This is a genomic window from Streptomyces sp. NPDC058741 (genome assembly GCF_042746715.1).
GTDB lineage: Bacteria > Actinomycetota > Actinomycetes > Streptomycetales > Streptomycetaceae > Streptomyces.
In genome coordinates this window covers 15,426-35,241 of the sequence record NZ_JBHYQH010000031.1, presented here as the reverse complement: position 1 = coordinate 35,241, position 19,816 = coordinate 15,426, and the positions used below count along the sequence as shown (strand labels likewise).

The window sequence follows — 19,816 nt, the reverse complement described above, 5'->3', positions numbered from 1 at the left end:
CGCCAGCCTATAGCGGGGGGGTGGCCCCGGTCCCGCGGCCGAGGGGCCGGCCGTGGCCCTACAGCGGGGGCAGCGACGGAAGCGGCCCGCCGGCCACGGACAGCGCGGATCCGTCGCGGCGGCCGGCGAGCCAGCCCAGCAGGTCCGCCGGGGCGCCGGTGACGGTCACCTCGGGGCCGTCGCCCGCCTCCCGTCCCGTGCTCCACGCGCGCGTGCCGTCGGAGACCCGCGTGTGCGGAACGCCGGGGTGACCGGCGAAACGACCGGCCAGGAAGTCGATCTCCCGCTCGGTGAACTCCGCCGGCAGGTCCTCCAGCTCGTAGCCGATCCCCAGGTCCACGTGGTGCAGTTCCACCTCCACCCACCGCCGGAACGGCACCCGGGACGCCGAGTCCGTGACCCCGTTGCGCAGCTCCACCGTGCGCGACCAGTCCGCGGGGGCGTCCCCGGCCTCCTGGAAGCGGGCCGCGCTCTCGCGCAGGTCGGCGAGCTGGGCGTCGAGCGGGCGGGGGGCGTCCCGCTCGATGTCGGCGTCACGGGCCTCGGCGGAGACGTACATGGGTCGCTCCTGCAGGACGTTCAGCAGGGCGTCCGCGTTGCGGGCCAGGTGGGCCAGGACATGGCCGCGGCTCCAGCCGGGCAGCCGTGACGGCTCCGTCACAGCGGCGTCGTCCAACCTGCCGACTGCGGTCAGCAGCCGTTCCGTCGCGTCATGCACAGAGGCCAGGTCATGGGCGTGATCGATCATGCTGCTGACCCTAGCCGCGCCACTCCTTCGGGTGAAGGGAGTGAAGGAGTGCCGTTATTCGAAAGCACGTGCTATATGGTCGGACATGGCGTCGGGCATGCTGGAGAGCCGGGGGGTTGTTGGCAACCCGTGAATCCGACCGGCGTTGTCAGTGGCTCCCCCTAGTCTGGGAAAGACGGGGGCCTTGCCCCTGTCACTTCTCTCAAGAAAGGTGCGGACCGGCGTGGCCGACCGTCTCATCGTTCGTGGAGCGCGCGAGCACAACCTCAAGAACGTCTCGCTCGACCTCCCGCGCGACTCGCTCATCGTCTTCACGGGCCTGTCGGGGTCGGGCAAGTCCTCGCTGGCCTTCGACACCATCTTCGCCGAGGGGCAGCGGCGCTACGTGGAGTCCCTCTCCTCGTACGCCCGGCAGTTCCTCGGCCAGATGGACAAGCCGGACGTCGACTTCATCGAGGGCCTCTCCCCGGCGGTCTCCATCGACCAGAAGTCGACCTCGCGCAACCCGCGCTCCACGGTCGGCACGATCACCGAGGTCTACGACTACCTGCGCCTGCTCTTCGCGCGCATCGGCAAGCCGCACTGCCCCCAGTGCCGCCGCCCGATCTCGCGCCAGTCGCCGCAGGCCATCGTCGACCGGGTCCTGGAGCTGCCCGAGGGCAGCCGCTTCCAGGTGCTGTCACCGCTGGTGCGCGAGCGCAAGGGCGAGTTCGTCGACCTCTTCTCCGACCTGCAGACCAAGGGCTACTCCCGTGCGCGCGTGGACGGCGAGACGATCCAGCTGTCGAACCCGCCCACGCTGAAGAAGCAGGAGAAGCACACCATCGAGGTGGTCGTCGACCGCCTCACCGTCAAGGACGGCGCCAAGCGCCGCCTGACCGACTCCGTCGAGACCGCCCTCGGTCTGTCCGGCGGCATGGTCGTGCTCGACTTCGTCGACCTCCCCGAGGACGACCCCGAGCGCGAGCGCATGTTCTCGGAGCACCTGTACTGCCCGTACGACGACCTGTCCTTCGAGGAACTGGAGCCGCGCTCCTTCTCGTTCAACTCGCCCTTCGGCGCCTGCCCGGAGTGCACCGGCATCGGCACGCGCATGGAGGTCGACCCGGAGCTGATCGTCCCCGACCCGGACAAGAGCCTCGACGAAGGCGCGATCCACCCCTGGTCGCACGGTCACACCAAGGACTACTTCGGCCGCCTGACCGGCGCCCTCGCCGACGCACTGGGCTTCCGCACGGACATCCCCTTCGCGGGACTGCCGCAGCGCGCCAGGAAAGCCCTGCTGCACGGTCACAAGACCCAGGTCGAGGTCCGCTACCGCAACCGTTACGGGCGCGAGCGCCGCTACACCACGGCCTTCGAGGGCGCCGTACCCTTCGTCAAGCGCCGGCACAGCGAGGCCGAGAGCGACTCCAGCCGAGAGCGCTTCGAGGGCTACATGCGCGAGGTGCCCTGTCCCACCTGTGAGGGCACGCGCCTGAAGCCGATCGTCCTCGCGGTCACGATCATGGGCAAGTCCATCGCCGAGGTCTCCGCGATGTCCATCAGCGACTGCGCGGACTTCCTGGGCGAGCTGAAGCTCACCGCCCGCGACAAGAAGATCGCCGAGCGGGTGCTGAAGGAGGTCAACGAGCGGCTGCGGTTCCTGGTCGACGTCGGCCTGGACTACCTCTCGCTGAACCGCGCGGCCGGCACCCTCTCCGGCGGCGAGGCCCAGCGCATCCGCCTGGCCACCCAGATCGGCTCCGGCCTCGTCGGCGTGCTCTACGTCCTCGACGAGCCGTCCATCGGCCTGCACCAGCGCGACAACCACCGGCTGATCGAGACCCTGGTCCGGCTGCGCGACATGGGCAACACGCTCATCGTCGTCGAGCACGACGAGGACACCATCAAGACCGCCGACTGGATCGTCGACATCGGCCCCGGCGCCGGTGAGCACGGCGGCAAGGTCGTGCACAGCGGCTCCCTGAAGGAGCTCCTGGCCAACGCCGAGTCGCAGACCGGTCAGTACCTGTCCGGCAGGAAGGCCATCCCGCTGCCCGACATCCGGCGCCCGCTGGACCCGTCCCGGCAGCTCACGGTGCACGGCGCCCGGGAGAACAACCTCCAGGACATCGACGTCTCGTTCCCGCTCGGCGTGTTCACGGCCGTCACCGGCGTCTCCGGCTCCGGCAAGTCGACGCTGGTCAACGACATCCTGTACACGCACCTGGCCCGCGAGCTGAACGGCGCGAGGAACGTCCCCGGGCGGCACACGCGCGTGGACGGCGACGACCTCGTCGACAAGGTCGTGCACGTCGACCAGTCGCCCATCGGCCGCACCCCGCGCTCCAACCCGGCCACGTACACGGGCGTCTTCGACCACGTCCGCAAGCTGTTCGCCGAGACGACCGAGGCGAAGGTCCGCGGCTACCTGCCCGGCCGCTTCTCCTTCAACGTCAAGGGCGGCCGCTGCGAGAACTGCGCGGGCGACGGCACGATCAAGATCGAGATGAACTTCCTCCCGGACGTCTACGTCCCGTGCGAGGTCTGCCACGGCGCCCGCTACAACCGCGAGACGCTGGAGGTCCACTACAAGGGCAAGTCCATCGCCGAGGTCCTGAACATGCCGATCGAGGAGGCCACCGAGTTCTTCGGGGCTGTCCCCGCGATCGCCCGCCACCTCAACACGCTGAAGGACGTCGGCCTCGGCTACGTCCGCCTCGGCCAGGCCGCGACCACCCTGTCCGGCGGCGAGGCGCAGCGCGTGAAGCTCGCCAGCGAACTGCAGAAGCGCTCAACCGGCCGCACGGTCTACGTCCTGGACGAGCCGACCACCGGTCTGCACTTCGAGGACATCAGCAAGCTGCTGAAGGTCCTGTCCGGCCTGGTCGACAAGGGCAACACGGTCATCGTCATCGAGCACAACCTCGACGTGATCAAGACCGCCGACTGGATCGTCGACATGGGCCCCGAGGGCGGCGCCGGCGGTGGCCTGGTCGTCGCCGAGGGCACGCCCGAGGAGGTCGCCGCGGTTCCGGCCAGCCACACCGGCAAGTTCCTGCGGGAGGTCCTCGGCGCCGACCGCGTCAGCGACGCGTCCTCGGTGAAGGCACCCCGCAGGGCGGCGGCGCAGAAGACCGTCGCGGCGCAGGCCACGGCGACGAAGAGGACCGCCACCAAGAGGGTCGGCGGCACCGCCACCAAGAAGACGGCGGCCACGAAGACGGCCAAGACCGCCAAGACCGCCAAGACCGCCAAGGCCGCCAAGACCGCCAAGACCGCCAAGGCCGCCAAGGCGGCCAAGACCGCCGCGAAGAAGACGACGGGGACGGCCAAGGGCTGACGGCTCCGGCTGCTCCCGCCCGGCGCGCGAGTCCCGGACCGTCACGGACACCGGCCCCACGCGCCGGGCTCTGTGCGCCGTGCCCCGCAGGACATCTCCTGCGGGGCACGGCGCATGTCGCCCTCCGGGCCGGGTGCTCCTCGCCTCACCGTCCGCTGTCAGCCCTCCAGCTCACCCGCCCACGGCGGCTCCGCTCCCGCGCGCGAGCAGGTGACGGCCGCCGCCCGTGCCGCGAAACCCAGCAGTTCCGCCCACCGTTCGGGCCCCAGCGCGGCCAGCGCCCGCCCGCTGAGCGCGTCGCGCACCGCCAGCCCGTGCAGCAGGGCCGCGTTGACCGTGTCGCCCGCGCCGATCGTGTCGACGACCTCCACCCGCTCGCCGGGGACGGAGTACTCGCCCCCGTCGGCGGTGAACACGGTCAGCCCCTCGCCGCCCCGCGTGATCACGACCGCCGCCGGACCGGCCGCCAGCCACTCCCGGGGCGTGCCGCCGAGCCACTCGGCGTCCTCGGCGGACAGCTTCAGCAGCGACACCGACGGCAGCCAGCTCTTGAACCGCGCCCGGTAGGCGTCCGCGTCCGGGATCAGCCCGGCCCGGATGTTCGGGTCGAGCGCGGTGAACACGCCCTGCGCGGCCGCCGCCCGCATCAGCTCCTCGTAGGCGCTCGCCCCCGGCTCCAGCACCAGCGAGCAGGTGCCGAAAGAGACCGCGCGAGTACCGGACGGCAACGCCGAGGGCGCCGCGAACAGCCGGTCCGCGGTCCCCTCGACGTAGAAGGAGTACGCCGCCGAGCCGTCCTCTCCGACGGTGGCCACGGCGAGGGTGGTCGGCTCGGTGCCCCGCTGCACCGACGACACGTCCACGCCGGTCTCGCGCAGCCGGTCCAGCAGCGCCTCCCCGAAAGCGTCGTGGGAGACCCGGGAGCAGAAGGCCGCGGGGGAGCCGAGGCGGCCCAGCGCGACGGCCGTGTTGAACGGGCCGCCGCCGAGGGCGGGCCGCAGCGCCGCCAGGGCACCCGTGCCCCGCGGTACCAGGTCGATCAGTGCCTCACCGGCGACGACGATCACGACGGGATTCCTCTCTCGGACGGGTCGGGGCAGCCGCACGAGGTGCGGTGGACGAAGGTGCAGGGCAGCCGCACGGTCCGGGCGGGCCGGTCCGGCTCGGCGAGACGCTCCAGGAGCACGCGGACGGCCCGGGCGCCGATGTCCTTGCTGGGCTGGGCGATCGCGGTGAGCCGGGGCGAGAACAGATCCGCCCAGGCGAAGTCGTCGAAGCAGCACAGTGCGATGTCGCCGGGCACGGACCGCCCGTGGGCGCGCAGCGCCCGCAGCGCGCCGATGGTCATGGCGTTGTTGCCCGTGACCAGCGCGGTGGGCGGCGCACCGAGGGACAGCAGCGCGGCCGTGGCCCGCTCGGCGCCGGCCGATTCCGAGGCGCCGTGCGCCAGCAGCCGCTCGTCGTAGGGCAGGCCGGCGAAAGCGAGGCCGTTGCGGTACCCCATGATCCGCTCGGTGGTGGTGCTGAGCCCCGGCAGTCCCGCCACCAGCCCGATCCGCCGGTGGCCCAGCTCGGCGAGATGCGTGACCAGCCGGGACGTCGGCTCGGCGTTGTCGGAGCACACCTGGTCGAACCGGGTGGTGCCGTCCGCCGCCGGATCGTTTACCAGCCGGTCGAGGAACACGGCCGGTACGCCGTGCCGCCCCAGGTAGACCAGCAGCCCGCGCGGATCGGCGGAGGGTGCGACGATCATGCCGTCCACCCGGCGCTCGTGGAGCAGCTGGACCACCTTGCGCTCGTGCTCCGGCTCCTCGTGCGGATCGGCGATGAGCAGGCTGTAACCGGCCTTCAGCGCAGCGGCCTCGACGCCTTGGAGGATCTCGGTGAAGTACGGGTTGCTGATCGCCGACACCGCCAGCCCGATGGACCGGGTGCGGGACGTCACCAGCGAGCGGGCCAGCGTGTTCGTGGTGTAGCCGAGCTCCTCCACGGCGTCCAGGACCGCCTGGCGGGTGTGCGGCAGCACCGGCCGGGTGCCGTTCAGCACGTGCGAGACGGTCGCCACGGACACCCCTGCGCTCCGCGCGACGTCGGCCATGGTCGGCATGCCGCTCCCTTCTCCACGTCGTGTCCCAGGCGGGGAAGGTATCGCATTCACCGGCAGACGTAAACGCTTACGCAATCGCTTACGTGATCGTCTGCGCAATCGCCTACGCGATCCCTTGCGCCGCCCGAAGCGCCGACCCCGTCCGTCCGGGACGCCACCCGCGAGCCAGCGCGCTCCCGATCCGGGCCACCACTCCCGACCCAAGCCACCACCCCCGACCCGGGCGCTACTCCCGGCCCAGCGACTGGCTCCCATCCCGGGCGGCGGCTCCCGGCTCCGGGGCTACTCCCGGCCCGGCCCGCTCACTCCCAGTCCCAGCCGATCCCCAGGAACCCGGCCCGTGCCCGCGGCTCCACCAGGTGCACCGACCGGTGCCGCCCGCTGATCGCCAGCTCCTGGCATCCGCTGCGCGGCGCCGCGGCCGAGGGCTGGGCGAACCGGTGGCAGCGCGCCGGGAGGGCCGCCGCGTCGAAGCCCACCTGGAGCGCGTACTGCCCGCCGGGGACGTCGAACCCGCGCGCGTACTCGCGGGACACCCCCGCCGTCCCGTCCTCGACGCCGTAACGGAACAGGTAGGTGTCCCCGGCCCGCAGCCGGGCGTCGAAGAGCAGCTCGGCCGCGAGCAGGCCCGTGTCGCCGTGCCAACGGACGCGCCCGATGCGGCAGTTCTCCAGCGCGTGCACCCGCATCCGCTCCGGTACGGCGCCCCGGTCGCCGTGGTGGACGGCGACGAAGCGGTCGACGCCGTCGCGGTGGGCGCGCACGATGTGGTGCGCGTCGCGTTCGGCCAGCTCGCGCCGGGCCCCGATTCGGACCCGCTCGTGGTGCGCGAGGGTGTGCAGGCCCCCGTCCGGAGGGCACTCCAGCTCGGCCAGCAACTGGTCCAGGACCCCGGAGGCCTCGACGAGGGAGCGGTAGGAGCGGGCCGCGGAACGCTGGCCGGAGGGGCCGTCGCCGGCCTCGGCGAGCAGCCGTATCAAGGACTCCTCGGGCAGTTGGAGGATCTCCTCCAGCGCCCGTACCGCCCGCAGCGACTCGGGCCGCTGCGGGCGCCTGGCGCCCTGCTGCCAGTAACTCAGGCTCGTGACGCCGACCTTCACGCCGTGCCGTGACAGATGGTGCTGCACGCGCTGCAGCGGCAGCCCGCGGGCGGCTATCGCGGCACGCAGGGCGACGTGGAAGGGGCCGCCCCGCAGAGCCGAGTCCAGTTCGACGGTGGCGGCGTCCGCGTGCTGTGTGGCGTGCGGCATGCAGGAGCCTCTCTGTGAGTGGGCAACGGCTGGTCAGACCGTTCGCGCGGGGCCGCCCACCGGCGCTGGGCAGGTCTTCACATCCGTACGCCGTCGTTCAGGGCCCCGAGTTCCTCCGCATTGAAGCGTGTTGACCTAGTCCCGACAACACCTGATGCCGGACAGTGATGTACGCCGGCCCGGCCCGGTACCCGTCGCCGTCCGGCGGCCCGTCCTGGTGCGGACATGCGAACGCCCGGGGCGTGCGCCCCGGGCGTTCGCGTCGGACGGTGTGCTCCTACGCGCGGTCGCCGCCCCGCTCCTCGAGGGACAGGCGCTTGGCCCGCACCAGGTCGGGGTCGCGTGGGTCCAGCAGGTCGCGCAGCCCGAGCACCTCGTCCGCGTGCCGGCGGGCACGGACCGTCCGCCGGTTCTTCTCGATCCGCATCCGCTTCATCCGCGCAGCCCTCCGACCCGTGGCCCGATCCGCTCCGCGACGGGAGCGGCCGGTCCGCCTGACAACCTGTGTCTGCACCGACACGGTCTCCGTCCGCCGGACGGTGCCGTGTCCCCGTGGGAAGCTGGCATTCCCGCTCCCGGCCCGCCGTAACCCCCCGGCGGCTCACGCCGTGCGAGACCGTCGCGCGCCGGGGCCGTGATCACGTCCCGCGGCCCGCCGGGCTGTCGGTGCTCGCCAGTAGGGTGTGAGACATGGCCGACCCCTCCAGCTACCGCCCCAAGCCGGGTGAGATCCCCGACTCGCCGGGGGTCTACCGGTTCCGTGACGAGCACCGCCGGGTGATCTACGTCGGAAAGGCGAAGAGCCTGCGCCAGCGCCTGGCGAACTACTTCCAGGACCTCGCGGGCCTGCACCCGCGCACCCGCTCCATGGTCACCACGGCCGCGTCCGTGGAGTGGACGGTGGTGTCCACGGAGGTCGAGGCGCTCCAGCTGGAGTACTCGTGGATCAAGGAGTACGACCCCCGGTTCAACGTCAAGTACCGCGACGACAAGAGCTACCCGTACCTCGCGGTGACGATGAACGAGGAGTACCCGCGCGTGCAGGTGATGCGGGGTCACAAGAAGAAGGGCGTGCGCTACTTCGGGCCGTACGCGCACGCGTGGGCGATCCGTGACACGGTCGACCTGCTGCTGCGGGTCTTCCCCGTGCGCACGTGCTCGGCCGGCGTGTTCAAGAACGCCGCCCGCACCGGCCGCCCCTGCCTGCTCGGTTACATCGGCAAGTGCTCGGCCCCCTGCGTGGACCGCGTCTCCGCCGAGGAGCACCGGGAACTGGCCGAGGAGTTCTGCGACTTCATGACAGGCCGGACGAACACCTACATCCGCCGCCTGGAGCGGCAGATGGCCGAGGCGGCCGAGGACATGGAGTACGAGCGGGCGGCCCGGCTGCGCGACGACGTCGGGGCCCTGAAGAAGGCCATGGAGAAGAACGCGGTCGTGCTCGCCGACGCGACCGACGCCGACCTGATCGCGGTCGCCGAGGACGAGCTGGAGGCGGCCGTCCAGATCTTCCACGTGCGCGGCGGACGGGTGCGCGGCCAGCGCGGCTGGGTCACCGACAAGGTGGAGGAGATCACCACCGGCGCCCTCGTCGAGCACGCCCTGCAGCAGCTCTACGGCGAGGAGACGGGCGACGCGGTCCCCAAGGAGGTCCTGGTCCCGGCCCTGCCCGACCCCGTGGAGCCCGTCCAGGAGTGGCTCGCCGGGCGGCGCGGCTCGGGCGTCTCCCTGCGCATCCCGCAGCGCGGCGACAAGAAGGCCCTCATGGAGACCGTGCAGCGCAACGCCCAGCAGGCGCTCGTGCTGCACAAGACCAAGCGCGCCTCCGACCTGACCACCCGCTCGCGCGCCCTGGAGGAGATCGCCGACGCCCTCGACCTGGACAGCGCCCCGCTGCGGATCGAGTGCTACGACATCTCCCACCTCCAGGGCGACGACGTCGTGGCCTCCATGGTCGTCTTCGAGGACGGGCTGGCCCGCAAGAGCGAGTACCGCCGCTTCCAGATCAAGGGCTTCGCCGGGCAGGACGACGTCCGCTCCATGCACGAGGTGATCACCCGCCGCTTCCGGCGCTACCTCGCCGAGAAGGAGAGGACCGGCGAGTGGACGGACGGCGAGAACGCCGAGAGTCCGGCCGGCGCGGACGACGGTGAGAGCGGCGGCGGCATCGGGACCGCCCTCACCGCCACGAACAGCACCCTCACCGAGGACGACGGCCGCCCAAGGAAGTTCGCCTACCCGCCCCAGCTCGTCGTCGTCGACGGCGGCGCCCCCCAGGTCGCGGCGGCCCGGCGCGCCCTGGACGGGCTCGGCATCGACGACATCGCCGTCTGCGGCCTCGCCAAGCGCCTGGAGGAGGTCTGGCTGCCCGGCGACGACGACCCGGTGGTCCTTCCCCGCACCAGCGAGGGCCTCTACCTGCTCCAGCGGGTCCGTGACGAGGCCCACCGGTTCGCGATCACCTACCAGCGCACCAAGCGGTCCAAGCGCTTCCGCTCCAGCCCCCTGGACGACGTGCCCGGCCTCGGCGACGCGCGCAAGCAGGCACTTCTGAAGCACTTCGGTTCGTTGAAGAGACTGCGATCCGCCACGATCGAGCAGATCTGCGAGGTCCCCGGCATAGGCCGCAAGACGGCGGGGACGATCGCCGTGGCCCTCGCCCGCTCGGAGCCGGCCGCGCCCGCCGTCAACACGGCGACCGGAGAGATCATGGAGGAGGAACCCGGCACCATGGGTTCCAGCGGGGAGCCGGTCAGGACGGGAGCCCCGGACGAACGACGGGGGCAGGAGACATGAATGTGAACGAGCACGACGGGCAACAGCAGCAAGCCGGAGCAGGAGCACAGGTGAGTACGGGCACGCCCAACGACAAGCCCCAGGCGCCGGAAGCGGCCATCCCCGAGCTGGTGATCATCTCGGGCATGTCCGGAGCCGGCCGTTCCACGGCGGCGAAGTGCCTGGAGGACCTCGGCTGGTTCGTCGTCGACAACCTGCCGCCCGCGCTGATCCCCACCATGGTGGAGCTCGGCGCCCGCTCCCAGGGCAACGTGGCGCGCATCGCCGTCGTCGTCGACGTCCGCGGCCGCCGGTTCTTCGACAACCTCCGCGACTCCCTGGCGGACCTGGAGGCGAAGAACGTCACCCGGAGGATCGTCTTCCTGGAGTCCTCAGACGAGGCCCTGGTGCGCCGCTTCGAGTCGGTCCGCCGCCCGCACCCCCTCCAGGGCGACGGCCGCATCGTCGACGGCATCGACGCCGAGCGCGAGCTGCTGCGCGAGCTGCGCGGCGACGCCGACCTGGTGATCGACACCTCCAGCCTGAACGTGCACGAGCTGCGCGCCAAGATGGACGCGCAGTTCGCCGGCGAGGAGGAGCCGGAGCTGCGGGCCACGGTGATGTCCTTCGGCTACAAGTACGGCCTGCCGGTCGACGCCGACCTCGTCGTCGACTGCCGCTTCCTGCCGAACCCGCACTGGGTGCCGGAGCTGCGCCCGTACACCGGTCTCAACGAGGAGGTCTCGGGCTACGTCTTCAACCAGCCCGGCGCCAAGGAGTTCCTCGACCGCTACACCGAGCTGCTCCAGCTCGTCGCCACCGGCTACCGCCGCGAGGGCAAGCGCTACGTGACCATCGCCGTGGGCTGCACGGGCGGCAAGCACCGCTCGGTCGCCATGTCGGAGAAGCTCGCCGCCCGCCTCGCTGCCGAGGGCGTGGAGACGGTGGTCGTCCACCGGGACATGGGACGCGAATGACACGACGCACTCCGCGGCTGATCCGGCTGCGCCGGGTGGTGCCCGAGGGTGACACCGGAGGAAAGGGCGGCCGGCCCGCCGAGGCCCGCGGCGGCAGAGCGCGCCGCCGCGGCACCCAGCCCAAGGTCGTCGCCCTGGGCGGCGGCATGGGCCTGTCCGCCTCGCTCGCCGCACTGCGCCGGATCACCGGCGACCTCACCGCCGTCGTCACCGTGGCCGACGACGGCGGCTCCAGCGGACGGCTGCGCGACGAGCTCGGCGTGCTGCCGCCCGGTGACCTGCGCAAGGCGCTGGCCGCGCTGTGCGGGGACGACGACTGGGGCCAGACCTGGGCCCGTGTCATCCAGCACCGCTTCCAGTCCCAGGGCGACCTGCACGAGCACGCGGTCGGCAACCTGCTGATCGTCGCCCTGTGGGAGCAGCTCGGCGACCACGTCCAGGCCCTGGACCTGGTCGGACGGCTCCTGGGCGCCCAGGGCCGCGTGCTGCCCATGTCCGCCGTCCCGCTGGAGCTGCAGGCCCTGGTCAGGGGCCACGACCCGGCACACCCGGACGCGGTCGGCACGGTCCGCGGCCAGGCCACCGTCGCCCTCACCCCGGGCGAGGTGCAGTCGGTGCACCTGGTGCCGGCGGACCCGCCCGCCGTGCCCGAGGCGGTCGAGGCCGTCCTGGACGCGGACTGGGTGGTGCTAGGCCCCGGCTCCTGGTTCTCCTCGGTCATCCCGCACCTGCTGGTGCCCGAGCTGCTGGACGCGCTCACACAGACCAAGGCCCGCCGGGTACTCTCCCTGAACCTCGCCCCGCAGCCCGGAGAAACCGAGGGCTTCTCCCCGCAGCGTCATTTGGAGGTTTTGGGACGACACGCCCCTAAACTCGCCCTGGACGTGGTGCTGGCCGACGAGGCCGCCGTGCCCGACCGGGACTCCCTGACCGATGCCGCCGCCAAGCGGTTCGGGGCCGCGGTCGAGCTGGCGCCGGTGGCCCGGCCCGACGGCACCCCGAGGCACGACCCGGAGCTGTTGGCCGCCGCGTACGACCGTATTTTTCGGATGCATGGAAGGATCGGCCCATGGCGATGACGGCAGCGGTGAAGGACGAGATCTCCCGGCTCCCCGTCACCCGGACCTGCTGCAGGAAGGCGGAGGTCTCCGCCATCCTGCGGTTCGCCGGCGGCCTTCACCTGGTGAGCGGTCGGATCGTGATCGAGGCGGAGCTGGACACGGCGATGGCGGCCCGCCGCCTCAAGCGGGACACCCTGGATATCTTCGGACATGGTTCGGAGCTGATCGTGATGGCCCCCGGCGGGCTGCGCCGCGGCTCGCGCTACGTGGTGCGGGTCGTCGCGGGCGGTGACCAGCTGGCCCGCCAGACCGGCCTGGTCGACGGGCGGGGCCGCCCGATCCGCGGTCTGCCGCCGCAGGTGGTCTCGGGGGCCACCTGCGACGCCGAGGCCGCCTGGCGCGGGGCGTTCCTGGCGCACGGCTCGCTCACCGAGCCCGGCCGCTCCTCCTCCCTGGAGGTGACCTGCCCGGGCCCCGAGGCGGCGCTCGCCCTGGTCGGCGCGGCCCGCCGGCTGTCGATCGCCGCGAAGGCCCGTGAGGTGCGCGGAGTGGACCGGGTCGTCGTCCGTGACGGTGACGCGATCGGCGCGCTGCTGACGCGTCTCGGCGCCCACGAGTCCGTACTGGCCTGGGAGGAGCGCCGGATGCGCCGCGAGGTGCGCGCCACGGCGAACCGGCTGGCCAACTTCGACGACGCCAACCTGCGCCGCTCGGCGCGCGCGGCCGTCGCCGCCGGGGCCCGGGTGCAGCGTGCCCTGGAGATCCTCGGCGAGGACGTGCCCGAGCACCTCGCCGCGGCCGGCCGGCTGCGCATGGAGCACAAGCAGGCCTCCCTGGAGGAGCTGGGCGCGCTGGCCGACCCGCCGCTGACCAAGGACGCGGTCGCCGGCCGCATCCGCCGGCTGCTGGCCATGGCCGACAAGCGCGCCTCCGACCTGGGCATTCCGGGCACGGAGGCCAACCTCAGCGACGAGCTCGCCGACAACCTCGTGGGCTGATCCGACAGGACGTCAAGAAGCCGGTGAGGACGCCCGCTCGGGTGATCGGCACCGGCTTCCGCGTGTCCTGATGCGCCCTTGACTCGATCATGGACTGTCATGAGCCTGGCATCTGTTCGCTGCTGTGGCGGACCCACGCTAGGGGGGTTCATGAGACGAAGAGCGAGATCGATCCTCGCTGTCGGCGCGCTCCTGATCGGCGGAGCGAGCATCGCACCCATCGCCCAGGCACAGCCGGGACGTTCCACCCCGATCGACCCGGACGAAGTCAAGGTCTTCCGCGCGGACGTCACTCAGAAGCAGGTACCCCTGCTGCTGGCGTCGGGTCAGGACGGCCACGAACTCAGTGAAAGGGTCCCCGAGAAGGGCACCGCCACCGTCGAGGTCTACCTGACCGAGCGGCAGGCGACGAAGCTGCGCAAGCAGGGCGTCGACCTCGCCGAGCACACCCTCTCCACCCGGGCCGACGCACGCGTCGAGGACGCCGCCGAGGGCGTGTTCCGGCCGTACAGCGGCAAGGGGGGCCTGAGGGAGGAGATCCTCAGGACCGCGCGGCAGAACCCGGACCTCACCAAGGTCGTCTCCATCGGCAGGACCGTCCAGGGCAAGGACATCCTCGCCCTCAAGCTCACCCGGAACGCCAAGAGGACGAAGGACGGCTCGAAGCCCGCCGTCCTCTACATGTCCAACCAGCACGCGCGCGAGTGGATCACGCCGGAGATGACCCGGCGCCTGATGCACCACTACCTGGACGGATACAAGAAGGACCGGCGCGTCAAGAAGATCGTCGACTCCACCGAACTGTGGTTCCTGATCTCGGCCAACCCCGACGGCTACGACTTCACCCACGCCGCCGACGCCAACCGCATGTGGCGCAAGAACCTGCGGGACGTCAACGGCGACGGCGCCATCACCACCGGCGACGGCGTCGACCTCAACCGCAACTTCGCCTACAAGTGGGGCTACGACGACGAGGGGTCCTCCCCCCACCCCACCAGCGAGACCTACCGCGGCGCGGGCCCCGGCTCCGAGCCGGAGACCAAGGCCCTGGACGCCTTCGAGAAGCGGATCGGCTTCACCTACGGCATCAACTACCACTCCGCCGCCGAACTGCTGCTCTACGGGGTCGGCTGGCAGGTCGCCACCTCCACTCCGGACGACGTCGCGTACGAGGCGCTCGCCGGGACGCCCGGGAACTCCGCGGTCCCGGGCTACCACCCGCAGATCTCCTCCGAGCTGTACACCACCAACGGCGAGGCGGACGGCCACGCGTCGAACGTCAACGGCATGGCGATGTTCACCCCGGAGATGTCGACCTGCCAGACCGCCTCCGGCCTGGACCCGGACGACGAGTGGAAGGCGTCCGACTGCCGTTCGGTCTTCACCTTCCCGGACGACGAGAAGCTGATCCAGCAGGAGTTCGCCAAGAACGTCCCGTTCGCGCTCTCCGTCGCCGAGTCCGCCGCGCACCCGGACCGGCCCGCCTCGTCCGTCGGGCTGAAGGCCGCCGACTTCACCCCGGCCGCGTTCCCGGTGTCGTACTCCCGCGGCGCCGACCAGGAGGTCTCCGGCGTCGCGCGCAAGGCGCTGCGCGACAAGGAGCTGAAGTACCGCGTCAACGGCGGCCGCACCGAGGACATGGCGCTCAAGGCCTGGAAGGGCGGCGAGACCTACGGCGGTGAGGACAACCTCCACTTCGACGAGTACCGGGCCGAGGTGCAGGACGGAGACCCCGGCGACAAGGTCGAGGTGTGGTTCACCGCGGAGACGAGGAGCGGCAGGAAGGTCTCCAGCGAGCGCTTCACCTACACCGTCGTCGAGCGGCCCCGCGGGGACACCCTCGTCGTCGCCGAGGAGGGCGCGACCGCCACGCAGGCCCAGACGTATGTGGACGCGCTCCGCGCCAACGGCCGCAAGGCGGTGGTCTGGGACGTCGCCCGGCGGGGCGCCCCCGACGCGCTGGGCGTGCTGAGCCACTTCGACACCGTCGTCCACTACACGGGCGTAAGCGTGCCCGGCAGCGCGACCCAGCTGCAGCTGCGCGCCTTCCTCAACGAGGGCGGCCGGCTGATCGAGGCCGGTGAGCAGGCCGGCGGCAGCGTCGACCTCGGCGGCGGCGCCCTGTCCGACGACTTCAGCCAGTACTACCTGGGCGCCTACAGCCGGACCTCGGCCGCCGGGGCCACCGGCTTCACCGGCTCCGGCGAGCTGAGCGGCTTCACGGGCCCGCTCGCGGCGGCGCCCGGCAACCCGCTGGACCGGGCGGGCCGCTACAGCGTGACCTCCGACGAACTGCCCGCCGACCGCTACCCCCGGTTCGCGAGCAAGGGCGCCGGACAGTTCGCCGGTGCGGTCAACCCCTACGGCCCGTACGCGGGGTCGTCCATGGCCGCCGCCGTCCACACCGACGACGGCTACAAGCGCCTCACCCGCACCGTGGACCTCTCCGGTGTCACCGCGGCCGAGCAGCCCGCCCTGCGCACCCGGCTGATGTGGGACACCGAGCGCGGCTACGACAACGTCCTGATCGAGGCCCACAGCGCGGGCGGCGACGACTGGACGACCCTGCCCGAGAAGGGCGGAGCCACCCGCGCCACCGTGCCCGCCGAGTGCGAAGCAGGCTTCTACGTCCGTGAGCACCCGTGGCTGCGGCACTACCTGACCCAGTCGGAGGACGGCTGCACCGCGAGCGGCAGCAGCGGCTCCTGGCACGCCCTCACCGGATCCTCCGGCGGCTGGCAGCAGGTGGAGTTCGACCTGAGCGCCTACGCCGGCAGGACGATCGAGATCTCGATCAGCTACGTCACCGACCCGGGCACCGGCGGGCACGGCGTCCTCGCCGACGAGGCCTCGCTCGTCGTCGGCGGCACGGCGAAGGAGACCGAGGGCTTCGAGACGTCCCTCGGCGCCTGGAAGGTCCCCGGACCGCCCGAGGGCAGCCCGGCCGCCCTCAAGGACTGGACCCGCACGGGTGCGCTGTTCCAGACCTACGGCGCCGTCACCACGGACGACACCGTGCTGCTGGGCTTCGGCCTGGAGCACGTCGCCACTGCACCCGACCGGGCGGCATTGCTGAGAAAGGCGCTGGCCTCCCTGGACGTGTGACGTCCCCCGAACGGGGAACTCCGCGGTCAACAGGCGCCACTCCGGGTAGCGAGATCGAGTGATCTCGCTCTCGGGGGCGGGCGGCCCGTACCCCTACTGGCCGGTACGGGCCGCCCTGCCGTGTACGGGGGCATCTGGATGTCACTCCCGGGCCTTCAGGGAGGTAGGGTCGGAGGCGGTCGGGGACATCCCAAACAGAGCTCGCCGGCACCGCATGGCCGGCGTACCAACGAGGAGATCGGTTCGTGACGATCCGCGTAGGCATCAACGGCTTCGGCCGCATCGGGCGTAACTACTTCCGCGCGCTCCTGGAGCAGGGTGCAGACATCGAGATCGTGGCTGTCAACGACCTGGGTGACACCGCGACCACCGCTCATCTGCTGAAGTACGACACCATCCTGGGCCGTCTCAAGCAGGAGGTCACGCACACCGCCGACACGATCACCGTGGACGGCAAGACCATCAAGGTGCTCGCCGAGCGCAACCCCGCCGACATCCCCTGGGGCGAGCTGGGCGTCGACGTCGTCATCGAGTCGACCGGCATCTTCACCAAGAAGGCCGACGCCGAGAAGCACATCGCGGGCGGCGCGAAGAAGGTCCTCATCTCGGCTCCGGCCAAGGACGAGGACGTCACCATCGTCATGGGCGTCAACCAGGACACGTACGACCCGGCGAACCACCACGTCATCTCCAACGCCTCCTGCACCACCAACTGCGTGGCGCCGATGGCCAAGGTCCTCGACGAGAACTTCGGCATCGTCAAGGGCCTGATGACGACGGTGCACGCGTACACCAACGACCAGCGCATCCTGGACTTCCCGCACAAGGACCTGCGCCGCGCGCGTGCCGCCGCCGAGAACATCATCCCGACCACCACGGGTGCGGCCAAGGCCACCGCCCTGGTCCTGCCGCAGCTCAAGGGCAAGCTGGACGGCATGGCCATGCGCGTCCCGGTCCCGACCGGCTCGGTCACCGACCTGGTCATCGAGCTGTCCCGCGAGGTCACCAAGGAAGAGGTCAACGCCGCCTTCCAGAAGGCCGCCGAGGGCGAGCTCAAGGGCATCCTCGAGTACACCGAGGACCCGATCGTCTCCTCGGACATCGTCAACGCCCCGGCGTCCTGCACCTTCGACTCCTCCCTGACCATGGTCCAGGAGGGCAAGAACGTGAAGGTCATCGGCTGGTACGACAACGAGTGGGGCTACTCCAACCGCCTCGTCGACCTCACGGTCTTCGTCGGCAGCCAGCTCTGATCGACCGAGCAGGCACGACCATGTGAGAGCAGGGCTCGGGCAGCGCGAGAACGCGCTGTCCGAGCCCTGACTCACGTACCGATCGGAGCTGTTCGATCACGAGCGCTTCCGAGCGATCACGAGCTCTTTCAGGAGTCCCCATGAAGACGATCGACGAACTCCTCGCCGGAGGAGTCGCGGGCCGGCGGGTCTTCGTCCGCGCCGACCTGAACGTGCCGCTGGACGGCACGACCATCACCGACGACGGCCGCATCCGTGCCGTGCTGCCCACCGTCGAGGCCCTCGCCGAGGCGGGCGCCCGGGTGGTCGTCGCCTCCCATCTGGGCCGCCCCAAGGGCACCCCGGACCCCGCCTTCTCCCTCGCCCCCGCCGCCGCCCGTCTCGGGGAACTCCTGGGCGCCGAGGTGGCCTTCGCGACCGACACGGTCGGCGACTCCGCACAGGCCGTCGTCGCCGGCCTCGCCGACGGCCAGGTCGCCGTCGTGGAGAACCTTCGCTTCAACGCCGGCGAGACGAGCAAGGACGACGCCGAGCGCGCCGCCTTCGCCGACCGGCTCGCCGCCCTCGCCGACGTCTACGTCGGCGACGGCTTCGGCGCGGTCCACCGCAAGCACGCCTCGGTCTTCGACCTCCCGGCCCGCCTGCCGCACTACGCCGGCCACCTCATCGCCACCGAGGTCGGTGTCCTCAAGAAGCTCACCGACGACGTCGAGCGGCCCTACGCCGTCGTCCTGGGCGGCGCCAAGGTGTCCGACAAGCTCGCCGTCATCGACCAGCTGCTCGGCAGGGCCGACCGCCTGCTCATCGGCGGCGGCATGGTCTTCACCTTCCTCAAGGCCAAGGGGTACGAGATCGGCTCGTCCCTGGTCCAGGAGGATCAGCTCCAGGCCGTCCAGGAGTACATCGCGCGCGCCGAGAAGAACGGCGTCGAGCTGGTGCTGCCCGCGGACGTCGTGGTCGCGCCGGAGTTCCCGGACCTCAAGACCAAGGCCCCGGCCCAGGCCACCACCGTCGCCGCGGACGCCATGCCCGCCGGCCGGATGGGCCTGGACATCGGTCCGCAGTCCCGCAAGCTGTACGCCTCGAAGATCGCCGACGCCGCCACCGTCTTCTGGAACGGCCCCATGGGAGTCTTCGAGCACCCCGAATTCGCCGAGGGCACCAAGGCGGTCGCCCAGGCTCTCCTCGACTCCCGGGCCTTCACGGTGGTCGGCGGTGGCGACTCCGCCGCGGCCGTCCGCATCCTGGGCTTCGACGAGAACGCATTCGGTCACATCTCGACCGGTGGCGGCGCCTCCCTCGAATACCTCGAGGGCAAGACGCTCCCCGGCCTCGCCGCACTGGAGGACTGACCCTTTATGAGCACGCGCACGCCGCTGATGGCGGGCAACTGGAAGATGAACCTCAACCACCTCGAGGCCATCGCCCACGTCCAGAAGCTCGCCTTCGCCCTCGCTGACAAGGACTACGAGGCCGTCGAGGTCGCCGTCCTGCCGCCCTTCACCGACCTGCGCTCCGTGCAGACCCTGGTCGACGGCGACAAGCTCAAGATCAAGTACGGCGCCCAGGACGTCTCGGCGCACGACGGCGGCGCCTACACCGGCGAGATCTCCGGCCCGATGCTGGCCAAGCTGAAGTGCACGTACGTGGCGATCGGCCACTCCGAGCGCCGCCAGTACCACGCCGAGACCGACGAGATCGTCAACGCCAAGGTCAAGGCCGCCTACAAGCACGGCCTGACCCCGATCCTGTGCGTCGGCGAGGAGCTGGAGGTCCGTGAGGCGGGCAACCACGTCTCCCACACCCTCTCCCAGGTCGAGGGCGGTCTGAAGGACCTCCCGGCCGAGCAGGCCGAGACCGTCGTGATCGCCTACGAGCCCGTCTGGGCCATCGGCACCGGCAAGGTCTGCGGCGCCGAGGACGCCCAGGAGGTCTGCGCCGCCATCCGCGGCAAGATCGCCGAGCTGTACTCGCAGGAGCTGGCCGACAAGGTCCGCATCCAGTACGGCGGCTCCGTGAAGTCGGGCAACGTCGCCGAGATCATGGCCCAGGCCGACATCGACGGCGCCCTGGTCGGCGGCGCCTCGCTGGACGCCGACGAGTTCGTCAAGATCGTGCGCTTCCGCGACCAGTGAGTATGCGCTAACGGCGATTCGTCGTACCCTTGCGGGGTCCGGCAGTGTGCCGGGCCCCGCGTCGTCCATCCGAATCCGAGGA

Annotated in this window: 14 protein-coding genes; 9 read left to right on the top strand and 5 right to left on the bottom strand. The window is 71.4% G+C overall.

Translation table 11 applies throughout. The features are described 5' to 3' along the window. Positions 1-58 precede the first annotated feature (58 nt). Positions 59-748 carry a maleylpyruvate isomerase family mycothiol-dependent enzyme gene (locus tag ACFW6P_RS22870; protein WP_386357473.1) on the bottom strand — a complete coding sequence of 230 codons (690 nt, stop codon included), beginning with the start codon at positions 746-748 and terminating at the stop codon, positions 59-61. Positions 749-971: 223 nt separating this feature from the next. Here ACFW6P_RS22870 and uvrA point away from each other — a divergent pair, with 223 nt between their 5' ends. Further along, entirely contained in the window at positions 972-4,073 is a 3,102-nt protein-coding gene (gene uvrA / locus ACFW6P_RS22865; protein ID WP_386357471.1) for an excinuclease ABC subunit UvrA, read from the top strand. Between the two features lie 158 nt (positions 4,074-4,231). Here the strand turns inward: uvrA and ACFW6P_RS22860 are convergent, their stop codons facing one another. The 4 genes from ACFW6P_RS22860 to ACFW6P_RS22845 all read right to left on the bottom strand — a co-directional run bounded on the left by ACFW6P_RS22860 (position 4,232) and on the right by ACFW6P_RS22845 (position 7,866). Beyond that, entirely contained in the window at positions 4,232-5,140 is a 909-nt protein-coding gene (locus tag ACFW6P_RS22860; RefSeq protein ID WP_386357469.1) for a carbohydrate kinase, read from the bottom strand. Continuing rightward, a complete protein-coding gene (locus ACFW6P_RS22855) occupies positions 5,137-6,180 on the bottom strand; it encodes a LacI family DNA-binding transcriptional regulator (RefSeq protein WP_386357467.1) in 1,044 nt (347 codons plus the stop codon). Before ACFW6P_RS22855 ends, ACFW6P_RS22860 begins: the two co-directional genes overlap by 4 nt. Positions 6,181-6,482: 302 nt before the next feature. Beyond that, the gene (locus ACFW6P_RS22850) at positions 6,483-7,430 is read right to left on the bottom strand and encodes a hypothetical protein (RefSeq protein ID WP_386357465.1); all 948 of its coding nucleotides are present in this window, start codon (positions 7,428-7,430) and stop codon (positions 6,483-6,485) included. A gap of 277 nt (positions 7,431-7,707) precedes the next feature. Continuing rightward, positions 7,708-7,866: a hypothetical protein gene (locus ACFW6P_RS22845; RefSeq protein WP_386424527.1), complete on the bottom strand. Its 159-nt coding sequence runs from the start codon at positions 7,864-7,866 to the stop codon at positions 7,708-7,710. Positions 7,867-8,120: 254 nt separating this feature from the next. On the opposite strand from ACFW6P_RS22845, the gene uvrC reads away from it, so the two are divergent. From uvrC to tpiA, 8 genes are all read left to right on the top strand, one after another. Continuing rightward, complete coding sequence (gene uvrC, locus ACFW6P_RS22840) at positions 8,121-10,226, top strand: excinuclease ABC subunit UvrC (RefSeq protein WP_386424524.1); 2,106 nt, start codon at positions 8,121-8,123, stop codon at positions 10,224-10,226. Then, positions 10,223-11,182, top strand: a complete 960-nt coding sequence (gene rapZ, locus ACFW6P_RS22835) for an RNase adapter RapZ (protein WP_386357460.1) — start codon at positions 10,223-10,225, stop codon at positions 11,180-11,182. The genes uvrC and rapZ overlap by 4 nt, the downstream gene beginning before the upstream one ends. Beyond that, positions 11,179-12,261, top strand: a complete 1,083-nt coding sequence (yvcK, locus tag ACFW6P_RS22830) for a uridine diphosphate-N-acetylglucosamine-binding protein YvcK (RefSeq protein ID WP_386357458.1) — start codon at positions 11,179-11,181, stop codon at positions 12,259-12,261. Before rapZ ends, yvcK begins: the two co-directional genes overlap by 4 nt. Beyond that, positions 12,252-13,241: a DNA-binding protein WhiA gene (whiA, locus tag ACFW6P_RS22825; RefSeq protein ID WP_386424521.1), complete on the top strand. Its 990-nt coding sequence runs from the start codon at positions 12,252-12,254 to the stop codon at positions 13,239-13,241. The genes yvcK and whiA overlap by 10 nt, the downstream gene beginning before the upstream one ends. A 150-nt stretch (positions 13,242-13,391) precedes the next feature. Beyond that, positions 13,392-16,346, top strand: coding sequence for a M14 family zinc carboxypeptidase (locus ACFW6P_RS22820; protein ID WP_386424518.1), 2,955 nt, complete (start codon positions 13,392-13,394; stop codon positions 16,344-16,346). 245 nt (positions 16,347-16,591) lie between these two features. Further along, positions 16,592-17,599: a type I glyceraldehyde-3-phosphate dehydrogenase gene (gene gap / locus ACFW6P_RS22815; protein ID WP_386357449.1), complete on the top strand. Its 1,008-nt coding sequence runs from the start codon at positions 16,592-16,594 to the stop codon at positions 17,597-17,599. Between the two features lie 140 nt (positions 17,600-17,739). Beyond that, positions 17,740-18,951 (top strand): phosphoglycerate kinase, encoded by a 1,212-nt coding sequence (locus ACFW6P_RS22810; protein WP_386357446.1) that lies wholly within the window; start codon positions 17,740-17,742, stop codon positions 18,949-18,951. A gap of 6 nt (positions 18,952-18,957) precedes the next feature. After that, positions 18,958-19,734: a triose-phosphate isomerase gene (gene tpiA, locus ACFW6P_RS22805; RefSeq protein ID WP_386357444.1), complete on the top strand. Its 777-nt coding sequence runs from the start codon at positions 18,958-18,960 to the stop codon at positions 19,732-19,734. Positions 19,735-19,816 lie beyond the last annotated feature (82 nt).